Raw genomic sequence first — 15,003 nt, 5'->3', positions numbered from 1 at the left:
AAGAACGCCAATGGAAACTCTGATAGATGGCAAAGAGATCTGGAAGGAAAAATTTGTAGCCTGAATTTGACCTGACAGACACCCTCTGAAAAATCGGTGACTGTCAGATCAGGTCTGAACTACTACAATTTAAAGGAGGCGGATCAAATCTGTATTCCATACTCACTTGCCAGCTTTATAATAGCTTCCAGAGCTGATTCAAACACCTCAACATAGGTTTGAGCCACGCCTTCTGCTTTATTAGCAAACTCTTGCTTTTCATTGGCAGCATCAAATAGCCTGACCATCAATACTTTATCCATAAAGACAAGCTTGTTTAGAAAATCGTACAAATAGGGATATGCCTCCAAAAAATCATCTAAACTCATGGCCATGTCCCAACATGAAGTACTGCAGCCCATTTACTAAACAACAATAAGCTACACATGTTTAATAAAAGATCGCCAAAAATGGCGCCAGAATGCCGTTTCCTGGAGAATAGGTGGAAACAAATGCCTGTCAAGGCATGCACAGGATTACTGAAAAAAGGTGGGTGGAGCGGAATCGAACCGATGTACTCTCATGTGTTTCGTTCGGTTTGATGAATCAGCAAACCCTTTTTCACAAAACATACATTTATAAGGCCTCTCACCGGTGTGCTGCCTGATATGTATAGTCACACCCTCAGCGCGGGTGAGCGTCTTTTCACACCCTTCCCATGGGCACTCAAATTTACCATCAGCGGTTTTCTGGTATTTAACCACGGGTCTCCCCCTGTCTTTGATCGGGGTTGACGGAAATGACTCAGAAGGCCTGCCGATTGAGTTCCAAATGTCCTTATCCAAATATTCAGCAGCCTCTGCAAGCTTGAGCAGCCTCTGGGAAAAGAGTGACTCCTTAGGGGACATTGATACCGGCTCATCAGAACGGGCAGAACCCCGTGCTTTAGTACTTAAAACCAAAGGCTGGTATTCTGGTGTCTGAGTGGCACTGGCTGTCGATACGGATAGGGGCTGCATAGCTTTTTGGGATCCTCAGTCAATGACCAATAACAAGTCTGAACTGCTTAGAGCTCAGGCTTTCCCAATAGTTCCCCTGGCCGGGTCATGATTGCCCCCAGAAGACCAGACCGTGCATTCCCGGGCTCTCTAAGGTATTGTCCTGATGCAATATGCTAGGACGCTTTTACACTATTTCCTGTAAGCCTCCCTCCCCTTACAACAACATCTTTAATTTTCAGGGCAAATTTACATGAAAATCAGAAAATTGCCCTCCCTGAAGCACTTTCCCAAGATCAAATTCACCGATACCTTCAGGCACTGGCTCAGCGTTTCCCATTTCATTGGCTGGAAGCGGTCTTTGAAGATCATCTTTAAACGGACAAAGAACCAGCATTTTTCTCTTCAGTCGAACATCAGCACCATCACTTTCATGCTCTTCAAGAAAATAAACCACTCTTTTCAAAAAGAAATCAGGCTTCATAAAATAGACAGCCCCTACCTCATCCCCCAAAACATCTATTATTCTTTGACTGTTCTGTAAAGCTGACCAGTCCAGCACCAACCGGTTTCGATATTTTTTTTCGTAATTCGGGCTTCGGTAAACCTCAGGGTTAAAGGGAGTTGTCATATCCTGAAGAGCGTAGACATACTCCATAACCGCAGCAACATTATGCTCAGTCGTTGAGGAATGAATGTCACGCACCTGTTGGAATTGATATTGATGGGGCTTCAACCATTGATCAATCTTTTTATACATATTCCAATTAGTCATTATTGAAACATCCAGTGTAAAAATCACAACCTCAGTATTCTCAGCAGCAAACTCCATACTCTTTTTAAATCCTTGACTGCCTGTTCCGCCGAGATCATGAATACTTTGCCTTCCATTTTCCACTTGACTGAAGGTATTCATTGTCCTAAATTTTTGATATTTCCGATAAGATAAGTGATTTTCCCACAACTCATTCAAAGCTTCCTCATTTTTCAGGTAATAGACGCACTGATCTCTGGTATTCCATGCCTCTGATACACCAGCCAATAACAAACAGTAAACACCAACATATAATTTTACAGTAAATCCTGGTTGTTTCATCTGGAAATCACTCCCCAAAATATGGTGAGAGAGTAGACTATCCCAGAGCATTTTTCACAAATATTGCACCTGATCTTTTTTTTAGAAAGGTGATCAAGACAGAGTTAAGCTCATGCGTTATGTAACAGTCGATTGGCTGCACACTATTGTCAATTGACCCCCCTACTACACAGCCATGCCACCCAGCCGTCTCCTTTAATGGTTCCCCCGTCATCTTTTTGATAAACTGTAGTGGTTCAAACCAGGTGAAAGATCCATGCTCTACCGGAACGTCAATCTCAAGAATATTTTTATTTACTTAACCCTTCTTTTATTCAACCAACAGTCCCACTCAGAAACCGCTATTGAGAAAGACGAGACCACCCAACACAAACAGCATCATTTTTTTGCTATAAGTAAAAACGTTTGTTTATTTCCGAACACTTTAAAAATCATCACTCCAATTCAACTCTCACTGTCAGGGTATTTATTAGCCCATCGTCAACACAGAGGAATTGGGAAAGAGATAATAGTATCCGGTGTGTTTTTAATGTTATTATCGCCTGATGGTAAGGCCGCCTGGCAATGCTATAAATGCACCGTCGAGTCCCTTGCTCTTTTTTTTCTAATGTCCCATGTCCTTACTTATCTTACCCGTCACTTAAACATTCATATTGAAAACGAATAACAACAACCGGCCTTTCACAATAAAATACACCACCGGCTTTCCCCAGAAAAACTTGACTCGGCACGGTCAACTTCCCTGCTCCGTAACCAGTAATTCCTGCAGACCAGATACACTCCAAGCTGCTCAATAAGATACCAGTCGTCGTTTGTCACCAACTGGCTTACTATCCTTCCGCCAGCTTCATCCAATATATGGTCTTTTATATGATGGGCTAAAACCTTTCTGCAGGGGGCAATTAACTCCAGTTTCTGAATCAACGTCCATTGACCATCATTGATCAGTCGGCCAATAAAACTCATACCACTGCTATCCACCCATTCCACATTAGCATTGTGACCCAGCAAAAGTGACATTAGCTGGGTATTTCCCGCTTTATAAGCCTTTACCAGAGGGAGGATAGATTCATGTCTCATCATCAGGTTGGGCTTGGCACCGTGAAGCAAAAGCAGTTTTGCACAGGCCGTGTGCATTTCAGTATTATTCTCCGAACAATGCAGTAATGGAGTAGAAAAACCCCATCCCTTTGAAAAAACAGCATCCGGTAAAAAGACCTTTCTGTCCAGAAAGATCTGCAATATCTCAGGCCCTGCATCCAATACCCTTTTAATCAAACTGACATCCCTATGATCTGGAAACAGTTCTCTATCTAAATCAGGCTGAGTTAATAGTAACTGACGGACCGCTTCTGCATTCCTGGTATGAACGGAATAATGAGTCAGAGAGAAACGATTGTATTTTTTCATAGAATCAAACTGGGGATGGTGCAGCAGATAACCAAAAATATCGATTCTTTGGTGATGCAATGCCTGAAAAGCCATTGGTTTGGCTCCACCCCCTCCAAATAAAAATACTATTAACGAAAAAGACTCCATCCATTCAGGGGTAAAGTTGGGGCAGCCTCCAGATTCAATCAATGCCTTAAATGCTTTCAGCGGCATTCCCTGCTCTATCCCCAGATAAGCTGAAACTGATTTTTTCCTGATTTCCGCCTTATGGCGGTCCCGGGGGCTCATTTGTGTGGACGTTACTTCAGCCATGTCCCTGCCATCGGGCCATACCCCCATATCAGAGACAAAACGGCTATTAGCAATCTCAAGCTTTGCATCGCCTGGCATCCGTACAGATTCAATTTCATTGAAACTGATGCCTTTTTGAAACAGTAACTCATGAAGGTCCAATAGGGCGGGTCTGGAGCTGGCCCCGGGGTTCTCTCTGTAAAATTCATCAATCCGGTTCCTTACCCCCTCAGATAACTCACTGAGAGTATTGAACGAATAATTGTCTATTGAAAGACGGTGTATCTGGGGCGAGAAAGCTCCGTGATTATCCTGGAGAAGAATGGCCACATCCGTTCGCCTGAATACCTGAGGCTTCAGTATGACAGCATAATCCGGTAAATAGGTTGAATGGTCGGGGTTTACTGCAGCATAACAGCAGTCCCCTCCCCCCTCTGCCAATGCAGAATACCATTGACCGCTATTAACCCCAATCCTCAGGCGTTCAGCCATAGAACAGAGCACTTCACCGGAATGCATCAACGATAGCAGCAGGTCCAATCGCCCTCCGGCATAACCTGAATACTGCTCATCCATCATCACAAAGTTGGCTACATGGCAAAGTTTGAAAGGTAATGATTGTTCCATAAAGGTTTCAGGGGGGTAATACAGAATCAGCCGACCATTTTCCACACTATGATTATCCTCCCAGCGGGGAGTCATCCCTTCGAGCATCGTTTGCCTTTCACCGGGAAGGCGACTCACCTGATCCTGATAAAACGACTGAATCTCATGAAAACCCGGCCGGCGGATATCAATACCCAGCTGTGCCAGACAGGTCAGCAAACGTCCGGCCTGATATGCATCTCCGGTCATGGACAGCTTTAAAACATCCCTTACTCCTCCGGCTGAATACAACCGGGGTTTCCACTGAACCGTGATGCCCGTCTCTCCCTCATTGCCATAATGAACCCCAAGATCATCTGCCCTGCAGATCAGGCAGTTATCAATTTCCGGCACAGTCTTTTCAGGTAACTGCTCCGTTTCAAAGCCATAACCATAACGCTGATGTTTTTTTATCCAGAAACCACCCGCCTCTTCTTCCAGTTCATTCGTTGCCGATGAAACCCGGGGCGGGAATATTATCAGCCCCTTAAGAAAAGCATTCTCATTCCTGATGGACTGTGGCACTTTCAACCGGCAATCCGGGTTGCCCTGCTCACAAATCACCAGATCCTTATCAATATGTTCTGTTAATAAGCAAAGAGGTTCGCCGACAGTCATGCTCGCAACAGCCCCATAAAAGGCCTCAGCCTCTGATAAAAAAGCCAGCCGCGAATTCAATACGCCCGTGTTTTCCTCCACCAGCTGACCGCTTTTATGCATTCGCACTAAAGCGTGTCTTATTTCAGCACAAGCCTCTTTCTGCCTGTCAGCCTCTGACTGGATCGCCCTGGTCACCTGATCGAACTTGCATAATTTCTTTTCTGGCACCTGCAGAAAAACAAACTGGAGTATTTCATACAGCTTGTCAGACAAAGTATCAGGAACACCAAAGCGATCCGATAGCTGATTGCCCGCGTCCGGGTTCAAGGTCAATTGACAGGCAATTCTGGCAGCCCCATCCCGCCCCTGATACCCATAAAATCTCAAATCCCCTCCCTGGATACCCCTGAAACTGACTGGTACGGAATAGCCGTTCACCCCACAGGCGGCAATGGTCACCTGCTCCGCTAATGAGAGACATCCCTCCGCGCAGGATTCAGGAAATCGCCGGTTTAAATAAGCGAGCCGCAGACAAAGCGTTCTTCTCAGCCGATGACGATGAGCCATCTCATCGGGCCCAAAGCATTCCACCAGACTGGCTGTTTCCTGGATGACACTGGACTCACACAGCCAGCGTACGGAATCAATTTTATCCTGCCGGGTCAGGTCACTGAACAAAGGGTGGCTGTCGAAATCTTTCAGCTCCTCAACAGTGGCATTGAAACACGCCTGCTTCCGGTCTCCTTCCTCTGGTCCATTAAACTCACCGGCACTATGCCATTCCATGATGACCGGTTGCTGATCGGAATTCATGCCAATTGCACCCTGCTCACCAATACGATGGTGTCCTAACCAGGCACATACCACGTACAGTCGAGCCCGGAAAGCAGTGCTCAGACTCAACCCGGCAGAAGTAAAGCCAGTCCTATCACTGAACAGAAGCGCTCTTCCCCCCTGGGAGATAAGCCGAAGATCGGGCACCCTCAACCCAGAGAGACCCGCAAGCTTTGTCATCAGCACCTCGTTACGAGCCGCTGCCATATGATCACTGCAATCCCTGACCCTGTAGGACCTCCCTGAACGTTCATCGATATAAAAAAACGGAGGCTCCAACGAAATCGGCTCATGGCGCAATATGAAATAAAGGCGTTCATAGCAATCCTCGCGGACTAACAACGCTTCCGGTATCTCTCCGATGACATTGGCTATATGCTCATAGAGCGAAGGACTGTTGGCTTTTAACCAGGAGAGTTGTTTCAGAAATGGCCTGCCAGCCCGCTCAAAGCTACCTTTTATTGCCCTGGCCTCCCCCCCCATTGACGAAGAGCTCTGTCTTCTTTCCCCAGGAATTTGCTGCCCATGGTCAATAATCAGACAGTCCATATGCAAATCCGACTGCCTGGAAATCACATCTCTGACCTGGCTGGCGAGGTGATAGCACGTATCTCTGCCAAGAACCGTATACAGGTCAAGATAGCTTAGCTCGAACTCCTCCCTGACCCTCATCACTTCCAGGCAGTCCGCATCATGAAGCAGCCTGTCAAACAGCGTTTTATCGGCCCGGCGCCGGGTGTTTTTTTCAATAATGGCACCCCGGGCATAACCGGCTTGCAACATGTCATGCCCAATTGCCAGAAGATGCTGCTGACAAAGGTTACCGCTCTCAAGCTCCCATTCCGGCAGATCTTCACCCTCCCCTTCCCTGCCGGCATCATGAAGCAGCGCGGCCTTGATAAGGGCATCCAGCTGACCTGATGTAAAGGTCAGAGCGTCTTCATGGCCTTGTTGTTTCAACAGGTCCAGAAGCACCAGAGCCCACAGAACCGTTCGGTTTGAATGGCAGACACCATGATATTCCCTGGGTATACCCAGGGGACCCACCGGGAGCCCCGGAGGCGGTTTCAGCATATACCGCCTGCTCAGAGCATCACAGACCGAAACCCTGTGATAAAAGGGTTTCTGTGGTCGCTCAGCCTTCCGCCCTTGTTCGCCATCAAGGCCAATTTCAGGAACCACCTGACGTACATCCCGGAACCCCCGCTCCCCATGGTACTGGCAGGAAGAATCCTCTGATGTTTCGAGGCCCTGGGCCTGCTCAGGATGCTCAGGGACATTCAGGCCATTATCGGGTATCCCCAGCATCTTTTTCAGAGCCTCTCATGCACAAAACAATCAGCACACCGATTCCTGGTCCAAAGGGGCTTTAGACCTCCCTTAACAATCAGCTGCTCCCCTGATGGTGTGGTATCAAGTCATTTATGGAAGGGCCTTGCAGTTGGAGCAGGGATGAATTCTAGTAAATTCTAGGACAACCGACTTCAGCGATAGTTCCTGACAGGCACTGTCAACAGAAGCAGCCTTTATTGATGGGAGGCCCAGGGTGGGCCACTCTACAGTCAGCTCTCAAATATCCAAAAGGACGCTTTTCCGGTATCGGCATTTGTCGCTAAAATAGCCGCTTTTCGGTTTGCACCACCATCAGCGTCTGACGCTGACAATGACCAACACTATGCCTGACCAAGACGAAGAGAAAAGCTTTCAAGAAGCCATGAACGATGTTCAGCCCCTGAGCGGGAAAAAAAGCAGCAAGGTGCGTCACAACCAGCCACGCAACCCCAATGCCACTCTTCCTGAAAGCACCCTGAGGGCCAGACGGGAAGCCGCCCAGCGTGAAAAGCCTGGGGGAGGGGCCGCCTTATCGGAAGCCTGGGTGGAGCCCATTGATCCTGAACAGTTCATTGAGTTTTCCAGGCCCGGCCTTCAACAGACCCGGCTGCGCCAGCTCAGGCAGGGCACTCTGCCCATCCAGTACCAGGTGGATCTTCATGGATATAAGGTGGAAGAGGCCAGGGAGCTGGTGAATGAGTTCATTCAGGTTTCCAGGGATCAAAAATACACCTGTGTCCGGATCATTCACGGAAAATCCCACCGTTCAACAGAGCGCCAATCCACCCTGAAAAGCCACACCAACCATTGGCTGAAGCAAATACCGGAAGTGCTGGCCTTCTGCTCAGCTCCTCCCAGTGAGGGGGGGACCGGCTCAGTGCTGGTACTGTTAAAAAGAAAGCAGTCCTGACCACAGGCCCGCGGACAGACCGCTCTTTTGACCGATGACAGCTGACGGGGCTCTTATAAAATGATAATATCCCCTTATGACAAACGACTGATGTTGCTCAATAAAGGCTGTTAGAGATAAAGACAGCGCAACGCTTCCAATGACTCAATATAACCATACATTTTCTACAATTTTCCTCTCTTTCAGTTCTGAGCGCTACTGGCGGTCAGAGCTTTAGCGAACCTCATTCCCTTTTGCCGCCTTGCGGCTGACCTCGGCGGAATCCTGCTTTTTTTATTATTTTTTATCGATTGATGAGGTATTCCTGTGTATTACTGGATCATGCTCCTGCTGGCTATTGTCACCGAAGTAGCCAGCACGTCCTTTATGAAAATGGCATCGGACAACTCTCCGGAAACGGGTAATGCGTTGCTGACTCTGGCCATGGAATACGGCCTGATGGCCGTGCTGATTTCCATTTCTTACTTTTTCCTGTCCCAGGCCGTCCGGAAAATCCCCCTGGCCCTGGCCTATATCATGTGGGAAGGCATTGGACTGCTATTGATCAGCTTGATGTCCTGGCGGATGTTTGATGAAGCATTTTCCCCCACTAAGATGGCCGCCATTGCCGCACTGTTGACTGGCATGGTGTTGATGAACCTGGGGGAAAAACTGTCGGAGAAAAAGGAAGGGGTCAATCAGCCATCATTGGCAGGTGCTCATTAACTCCAGACTAACGATCGCCTGCCAACTTGCAATAAGGATGTAAACAATGACGGACTCTTTTCCCTATATCGCCATAGCCTGGGTGGTTGCAGCCTCCGGCTGTGACATCATTGGTAATGTGCTGACCAAGCTTTCTAACGGTTTTACCCGAAAACGCCTGGCAGTGGTGGTCATGCTGGTACAGATAACGGCCTTTGTGTTCCTCTCTTTTGCCCTGAAGAACATTGAGTTGAGCATTGCCTACGCCCTCTGGGGAGCCATTGGCATCATTGCCACTGCGTTCCTGGGTAAAATACTGTTTAATGAAAGCCTTCACCCGGTGAAAGTCCTCGGAATCGCCATTACTCTGGTATCCGTCGTCTTTCTGAAACTCTCCATTTAAAACCGCAAAGTGGCATGTCAGGGCATGCCACCCTCACCTGAACACCTGACCTTCAACCCTTGTAGGGGCTGACTTGACCGGATACCAAGTTCAGTTCCGTCTCCAGAGTCTCTTTCACTGACTCAAAATTACCGGCGGCGGGTCCGGCATACACCCGATGCAGAACTTTCTGGCCGGCACTGGTCCGGGTTTCAATGTAAGCGTCAATGCCCCGGGTTAACAGTTCCTGCCTGAGTTTTTCGGCATTATTGTATTTTTTAAAGGCCGCCACTTGCAGTTTCCATAGCTGCCGGGATTTCTCGACATTCTGGGCATTGTTACTCTTTATTGAGTCGCCAGAGCCTTCCTGAAGCGACTCTTCTTTTCCCATTTCAGCCACGGGCAAAGCTTCAGAAACACCTTCAGCGCCGGCCTCTACAGCGACTGGGGGTATATCAGCCAGCAAAACCTGTATGGGCTCATCAGACACCGGAGTTTCCAGGGGTACTTCGGTTTGGATTTCCTTTTTAATTTCGTCTTTTTCTGTCACGCTCTTTTCAACAACGCCCCCCGTGTCAGGCAAGAGCTGACTATTCTGTTCTGATACTTCTATCGCCGTTTCAGGAGCTTCTTTTTCCAGAGAGGCTTCTGTTGCGAGCCGGTCAGAGTTTTCATTATTCAGAGCAAGACTAACCCGGTCTGAAAAAGGGGACTCAATCACTTCCCTTAACTCAGTATCAACAATGTCAGCATCGGTTCTGGATTTCTGGTGATTATCAATGGGCTCCTCCCCCCCCTCAACACCTGAACCACTGGGCTCAGATTCAAAGGATATAAACATTGAGTCATCCAGGGGAAGCTGACTGGAGATTTCTGAATGAGATTCCATTTCTTCAGCCTGAAAAGTGACCTGTTCAGCGGGACCAGGATCCACGGAAATCCCGCTGATTTCAATCACAGAGTTCAAACCCGGCAAAGAAGCCAACTGAACGACGCTGGTTCTTTCAAAAAGAGCCAGAAGCATTCCCGCAGAAACCAGCTGGATCAGAAAAAGGCAGGCAGCCCCAACCAGCATATAACGGAACTTTGAAACGGAGCCAGGCCGGGGAAGCTCCCGGTGACTTCCTCCTCCCCCAACCTGATTCTCAGGGGCACTCTCATAACCGGGGGGAGGAAGCTCATCGGATTCGAAATTCGCTCCCAGTTTATCAGCCGCTACTCGATAACCAACATCCATGTTGCAGAATCTCCCTGAATTGGTTCATCCAGACAAGAGTGTTATTCCCTTCACTACTATCACATAACGGACAAATAAACTACCCCATCCACACTTTATCGAGATATCCGATGCAGCCGAATCTGGGTCAGTACCGCAGCCACAGCAAAAGCCAGAACAATCCCTGACCAGAAACCACTGACTCCCATTGGAGCCACCAGCCAGTCCGTTCTACCGAGAACGAAACCGACGGGAACCGCAATACCCCAGAGACAAAACAGCATAATCATCATAACCCTGCGGGTATCCTTGTAACCTCTCAGTGAAGAGGCAGATACCTGCTGCAAACCACTGAACACATGGTATACCACAACATAGAGAACCAGTTTTTCAGCCAGTTCAACGGCACTGACATCACTGCTGTACAATCGCACAATGACACTGGCTCCAGCCCAGATCAGAACAGCCATCAACAAACAAATCATCAGGCAGGTCATTGCTCCCACCCAGCCCCGGAACCGGGCATGTTCACGATCGCCTGCCCCCAGGGCTTGACCAATCAAAATCGTTGAAGCCCCACCAATCGCCGATGGAATAACAAAGGGCACCGTGGAAATATTAAAGGCAATCTGATGGGCGCCCACCATGGTTTCCCCGAGAGGGGTCACCATCAGGGTAATGGCGGTAAATACCAGAAACTGAACAAACAGGGTACTGCCAATGGGAAGACCAACAGCCACTAACTGCCGGATCTTGTCATAGTCGATTTTTGCCGGTTTCCTCCATGGCGTGGTCTGATGCAGAGAACGATCCAGCTTTATATACAGCGCCATCAACAACGGCGCCATCCACATGATCAGTGCAGTAGCATAACCACAACCGACCCCACCCATTTCAGGAAAGCCAAACTTGCCGTAGATCATTGCGTAGTTAAACGGAACATTAAAAGCCAGGCTAACCACCTGAATGATCATCACCGAACGGGTATATCCCTGTCCCTCCATATAACTGCGCAACACCTGGTTAATGGCCACCCCGGGCATCCCCCAGGCCACCGCGTGAAGGTAACCGGTGGCAATGGTTCTGGATTGGTCACTCATGCCGGTATATTCAAGCAGCCAGGGGCTGAAATAGAGGACAGCCAGCCCCGCTAACCCGGCAAACAACGCCAGCCTGAGCCCCTGGTGAACCAGGTCGGGAACATCCTCATGGCGATCAGCCCCGACCAATTGGGCAACAAATGCCGTTTTTCCCATCATTAACCCCACCAGAAACACATTGACAGGTATCCAGGTGGTATAAGCCACGGCAACGGCAGCCAGGTCGATGGAGCTGTATTGGCCGGCCATCACCGTGTCCACACAGCCAGCCAGCACCATCACCAGCTGGGCCCCCATCAACGGCAGGGCAAGTGAAAGCAGGGCGCGCTTTTCCCGAAAATAATCGTTTAATGTAAAAGACATACTTAAGCCTTCGGACATTTGTCCAAATTTATCACAGACCACAACAAAACACCGTCGTGGCATTTTTCAATTGTTTTTGGGTGACAGGGCTAAAGCAGCTAATAGACGGTGGGCTGGTTCCATCCGGTAACCACAAGCGCACAGACAACCGAAGCAGCCTGAAGCAGCCCTGAAAGGTTCTCTGTAATTTGAATGCTCATCATTGCATTACCGAAAAGTGTAAAACGGATAGACTCATAATAGTTGGCTTATCTTAAAACGGATTTCCGACCCGGTTTAATAAGGAAAAATACGCTAAAAATCGGTCAAATTCACAAAAAACACAGCCTTAACACCCCAGTTTCCCTCAGCAAGAAACGCTTTTCACAGGATATAACCCGTTCCCCTCCTGAATCATCCGAAAAGTGCTACGACAAACCGTTGAATGACTTTGAACGATCATTCTGATAGCATGAACGCCCGGCTCTATGGCTCCCTTGAACAGTAATTATCCCATGGACTTTCAGGCAGTCCCTTCTACCTTTGCTGCCTGAAACCGCAACCCAGACTCTCTGGGAATGATTGGAGAACCAATGTCGGAACACTCTCAGGATTATGCTCACTCCCCGGTACCTTGCCAGGCTCGCAAAGGTTTTCTTCCCATACTGGTGGTCATGGTAGGATTTACCTTCTTTTCCGCCAGCATGTGGTCTGGTGGCACCCTTGGCCAGGGATTGAACTTTTCCAGCTTTCTTTTGACCGTGATGGCCGGCAATCTGCTTCTGGGAGCCTACACATCCGGGCTCGCCTATATAGGCAGCAAAACCGGCCTTTCCACTCATCTGTTGTCCCAGTTTACTTTTGGACAGACTGGCGGAAAGCTGACCTCACTGATTCTTGCCTTTACCCAGGTGGGCTGGTTTGGAGTGGGCGTCGCCATGTTTGCCCTGCCCGTAAACAAGGCCACCGGCATCAGTATCAATACTCTGATACTGGTTTCCGGCTTTCTGATGACTGCCACCGCTTTCTTTGGTTTTAAGGCACTGACCATCCTCAGTTTTGTGGCTGTGCCGGCCATTGCATTGCTCGGAGGATTCTCCGTCAGGGAAGCTGTGATCAGTGCTGGCGGGCTTGAAGGGCTGTTTGCCATAGAGCCGTCTTCAACCATGGGCTTTGCCGCCGCCATCAGCATCTGCATAGGGTCGTTTATCAGCGGGGGTACACTGACTGCCGACTTCACCCGCTTTGCCCGCACGCCACGCATTGCCGTCAGCGCCACTCTGATTGCTTTTTTCCTTGGCAACAGCCTGATGTTTACCTTTGGTGCGGTGGGCTCCATGGTCACCGGCCAGGCTGATATTGCCGAGGTCATGTTTCTTCAGGGACTGATTCTCCCAGCGGTGCTGACTCTTGGACTGAACATATGGACCACCAATGACAATGCTCTCTACGTCTCCGGTCTTGGCTTTGCCAGCATCACCGGCAAGAACAAGAATTTGATTGTTATGATCAACGGTGCACTGGGCACCCTCTTCGCCCTGTGGTTGTATAACAACTTCGTTGGCTGGCTTGGCCTGCTCAGCTCAGCACTTCCCCCGGTTGGCGCAGTCCTGCTGGTGGATTATTTCCTGATTCGTAAAGGTCAGTACCCTCAATTCAATCCTTCCAGACTCCCCGCCATCAACCCGGCGGCCATGATCGCCTGGGCTGCCGGCATAACTGCCGCACTGACCCTGCCTGGCATCGCCCCGGTAAATGGGGTTGTGGTGGCCGCTGGCAGCCATCTGCTATTGAGTAAACTGGCTTTTTTTCAGGCAATACTGCCACAAGCTGAAGAGACTGCATCGTGAGAATTGAAAATGTTCGCCTGCATCAACAGCAGGGATTGTTCGATATTGAAATCAGGAACGGTGTGTTCAGTGCGATCAGCCCGGCAGGCTCTCAGCAGTCGGCAAACCTTCTTGATGAGCTGGAAGTTCTCGACGCAAAGGAACAACTGGCGTTGCCTCCCTTTATCGATCCCCATGTTCATCTTGATACCGTTCTGACAGCAGGCCAGCCCGTCTGGAATCGCAGTGGTACCCTGTTCGAGGGAATACAGAACTGGTCGGACCGCAAGCAAAGCCTGACCCGCCAGGACGTTCTACACAGGGCAGAAAAAGCACTGCACTGGTATATTGCTCAGGGTGTGCAGCATGTCCGAAGTCATGTGGACACCACGGATCCCTCCCTGACGGCCCTGCATGCACTGTTGGAGCTCCGTGAAAAAATGGCAGGCCTGATTGATATCCAGCTGGTTGCCTTTCCCCAGGAGGGCATTCCGTCCTTCCCGAAAGGGGCTGAGCTACTGGAAGAAGCCCTGAAGCTGGGTGCCGAAGCCGTTGGGGGCATCCCGCACTTTGAATATACCCGGGAATATGGCCTTCAATCGTTAACCTCCGTGTTTGAACTGGCTGAAAAATACGATCGTCTGATCGACATACACTGTGACGAAATTGATGACGAACAGTCCCGCTTTGTGGAAACCGTGGCCACCCTGGCACTGGAGCGCTCCATGGGCAACCGGGTCACTGCCAGTCACACCACCGCCATGCATTCCTATAACAGTGCCTATGTCTTCAAACTGATGCGGTTACTCAAGCACTCCGGCATTCACTTTATTGCCAATCCGGTCACCAACCTGAACCTCCAGGGGCGGATGGAGTCCTATCCGAAAAGGCGCGGTATTACCCGGATTCCAGAGTTGCTGGAGGCAGGAGTCAATGCCTGCTTCGGACAGGATGACATTGTCGACCAGTGGTTTCCCATGCAGGGCGGAAACATGCTTCTGGTGTTGTTTACGGGCCTGGTGGGCTGTCAGATGACCGGTTATGACCAGATCAACCAGGGCATCGACCTGATCACCCATAACAGCGCCAAGTGTCTCAATATTTCAGATCAATACGGCATAGAGGTGGGAAAACCGGCCAACCTGATACTGCTGGATTCTGAAACCGTGTTTGATGCGGTTCGCCGTCAGTCTGTGGTTACTCACTCAATCCGCCGTGGAAAGCTTATTGCCAGCACGGTGCCGGCGAAATCAACCATCATTCAGGGTGGACAGGCAAAAACCGTTGACCTTAGCTACACCTTCAATTAACTCTCTCAGGGCATGGACAATTCATCCGTGCCTTCATTTTTTCCCCTATAGCCTGCTATGATC

General features: G+C 49.3%; 11 protein-coding genes. 6 read left to right on the top strand and 5 right to left on the bottom strand.

Going from position 1 to position 15,003, the window contains the following annotated elements:
* Positions 1-143: 143 nt before the first annotated feature.
* Positions 144-368 (bottom strand): hypothetical protein, encoded by a 225-nt coding sequence (locus ACNRUY_RS10820; protein WP_488111644.1) that lies wholly within the window; start codon positions 366-368, stop codon positions 144-146.
* 847 nt (positions 369-1,215) lie between these two features.
* Entirely contained in the window at positions 1,216-2,073 is an 858-nt protein-coding gene (locus ACNRUY_RS10815) for a hypothetical protein (RefSeq protein ID WP_488111643.1), read from the bottom strand.
* Between the two features lie 256 nt (positions 2,074-2,329).
* Here ACNRUY_RS10815 and ACNRUY_RS10810 point away from each other — a divergent pair, with 256 nt between their 5' ends.
* The gene (locus ACNRUY_RS10810; RefSeq protein ID WP_488111642.1) at positions 2,330-2,740 is read left to right on the top strand and encodes a hypothetical protein; all 411 of its coding nucleotides are present in this window, start codon (positions 2,330-2,332) and stop codon (positions 2,738-2,740) included.
* Positions 2,741-2,754: 14 nt separating this feature from the next.
* On the opposite strand, the gene ACNRUY_RS10805 is transcribed toward ACNRUY_RS10810, so the two are convergent.
* Positions 2,755-7,143: an ankyrin repeat domain-containing protein gene (locus tag ACNRUY_RS10805; protein WP_488111641.1), complete on the bottom strand. Its 4,389-nt coding sequence runs from the start codon at positions 7,141-7,143 to the stop codon at positions 2,755-2,757.
* A gap of 355 nt (positions 7,144-7,498) precedes the next feature.
* Here ACNRUY_RS10805 and ACNRUY_RS10800 point away from each other — a divergent pair, with 355 nt between their 5' ends.
* The 3 genes from ACNRUY_RS10800 to ACNRUY_RS10790 all read left to right on the top strand — a co-directional run bounded on the left by ACNRUY_RS10800 (position 7,499) and on the right by ACNRUY_RS10790 (position 9,164).
* Complete coding sequence (locus ACNRUY_RS10800) at positions 7,499-8,077, top strand: Smr/MutS family protein (protein WP_488111640.1); 579 nt, start codon at positions 7,499-7,501, stop codon at positions 8,075-8,077.
* Positions 8,078-8,383: 306 nt separating this feature from the next.
* Positions 8,384-8,782, top strand: a complete 399-nt coding sequence (locus tag ACNRUY_RS10795; RefSeq protein ID WP_488111639.1) for an SMR family transporter — start codon at positions 8,384-8,386, stop codon at positions 8,780-8,782.
* Positions 8,783-8,828: 46 nt separating this feature from the next.
* Entirely contained in the window at positions 8,829-9,164 is a 336-nt protein-coding gene (locus tag ACNRUY_RS10790) for an SMR family transporter (protein WP_488111638.1), read from the top strand.
* Between the two features lie 52 nt (positions 9,165-9,216).
* Here the strand turns inward: ACNRUY_RS10790 and ACNRUY_RS10785 are convergent, their stop codons facing one another.
* Both ACNRUY_RS10785 and ACNRUY_RS10780 read right to left on the bottom strand, forming a co-directional pair.
* On the bottom strand, positions 9,217-10,380 hold the full coding sequence (locus ACNRUY_RS10785; RefSeq protein WP_488111637.1) for an SPOR domain-containing protein: 1,164 nt from the start codon (positions 10,378-10,380) through the stop codon (positions 9,217-9,219).
* 95 nt (positions 10,381-10,475) lie between these two features.
* The gene (locus ACNRUY_RS10780; RefSeq protein WP_488111636.1) at positions 10,476-11,822 is read right to left on the bottom strand and encodes an MATE family efflux transporter; all 1,347 of its coding nucleotides are present in this window, start codon (positions 11,820-11,822) and stop codon (positions 10,476-10,478) included.
* Positions 11,823-12,394: 572 nt separating this feature from the next.
* On the opposite strand from ACNRUY_RS10780, the gene codB reads away from it, so the two are divergent.
* Positions 12,395-13,651 (top strand): cytosine permease, encoded by a 1,257-nt coding sequence (codB, locus tag ACNRUY_RS10775; RefSeq protein ID WP_488111635.1) that lies wholly within the window; start codon positions 12,395-12,397, stop codon positions 13,649-13,651.
* Positions 13,648-14,940: a cytosine deaminase gene (gene codA, locus ACNRUY_RS10770; protein ID WP_488111634.1), complete on the top strand. Its 1,293-nt coding sequence runs from the start codon at positions 13,648-13,650 to the stop codon at positions 14,938-14,940. The genes codB and codA overlap by 4 nt, the downstream gene beginning before the upstream one ends.
* Positions 14,941-15,003: the final 63 nt, after the last annotated feature.

This window comes from Endozoicomonas sp. Z74 (assembly GCF_057680865.1).
The sequence above is the reverse complement of the archived record's forward strand: the minus strand, read 5'-3'. Positions and strand labels throughout refer to the sequence as shown.

Excerpts from the sequence above, each read along its gene's own strand:
- ACNRUY_RS10780 (WP_488111636.1), bottom strand. The coding sequence starts at position 11,822 with ATGTCTTTTACATTAAACGATTATTTTCGGGAAAAGCGCGCCCTGCTT.
- ACNRUY_RS10810 (WP_488111642.1), top strand. The coding sequence starts at position 2,330 with ATGCTCTACCGGAACGTCAATCTCAAGAATATTTTTATTTACTTAACC.
- codB (WP_488111635.1), top strand. The coding sequence starts at position 12,395 with ATGTCGGAACACTCTCAGGATTATGCTCACTCCCCGGTACCTTGCCAG.
- ACNRUY_RS10800 (WP_488111640.1), top strand. The coding sequence starts at position 7,499 with ATGACCAACACTATGCCTGACCAAGACGAAGAGAAAAGCTTTCAAGAA.
- ACNRUY_RS10785 (WP_488111637.1), bottom strand. The coding sequence starts at position 10,380 with ATGGATGTTGGTTATCGAGTAGCGGCTGATAAACTGGGAGCGAATTTC.
- ACNRUY_RS10790 (WP_488111638.1), top strand. The coding sequence starts at position 8,829 with ATGACGGACTCTTTTCCCTATATCGCCATAGCCTGGGTGGTTGCAGCC.
- ACNRUY_RS10820 (WP_488111644.1), bottom strand. The coding sequence starts at position 368 with ATGAGTTTAGATGATTTTTTGGAGGCATATCCCTATTTGTACGATTTT.
- ACNRUY_RS10805 (WP_488111641.1), bottom strand. The coding sequence starts at position 7,143 with ATGCTGGGGATACCCGATAATGGCCTGAATGTCCCTGAGCATCCTGAG.
- ACNRUY_RS10815 (WP_488111643.1), bottom strand. The coding sequence starts at position 2,073 with ATGAAACAACCAGGATTTACTGTAAAATTATATGTTGGTGTTTACTGT.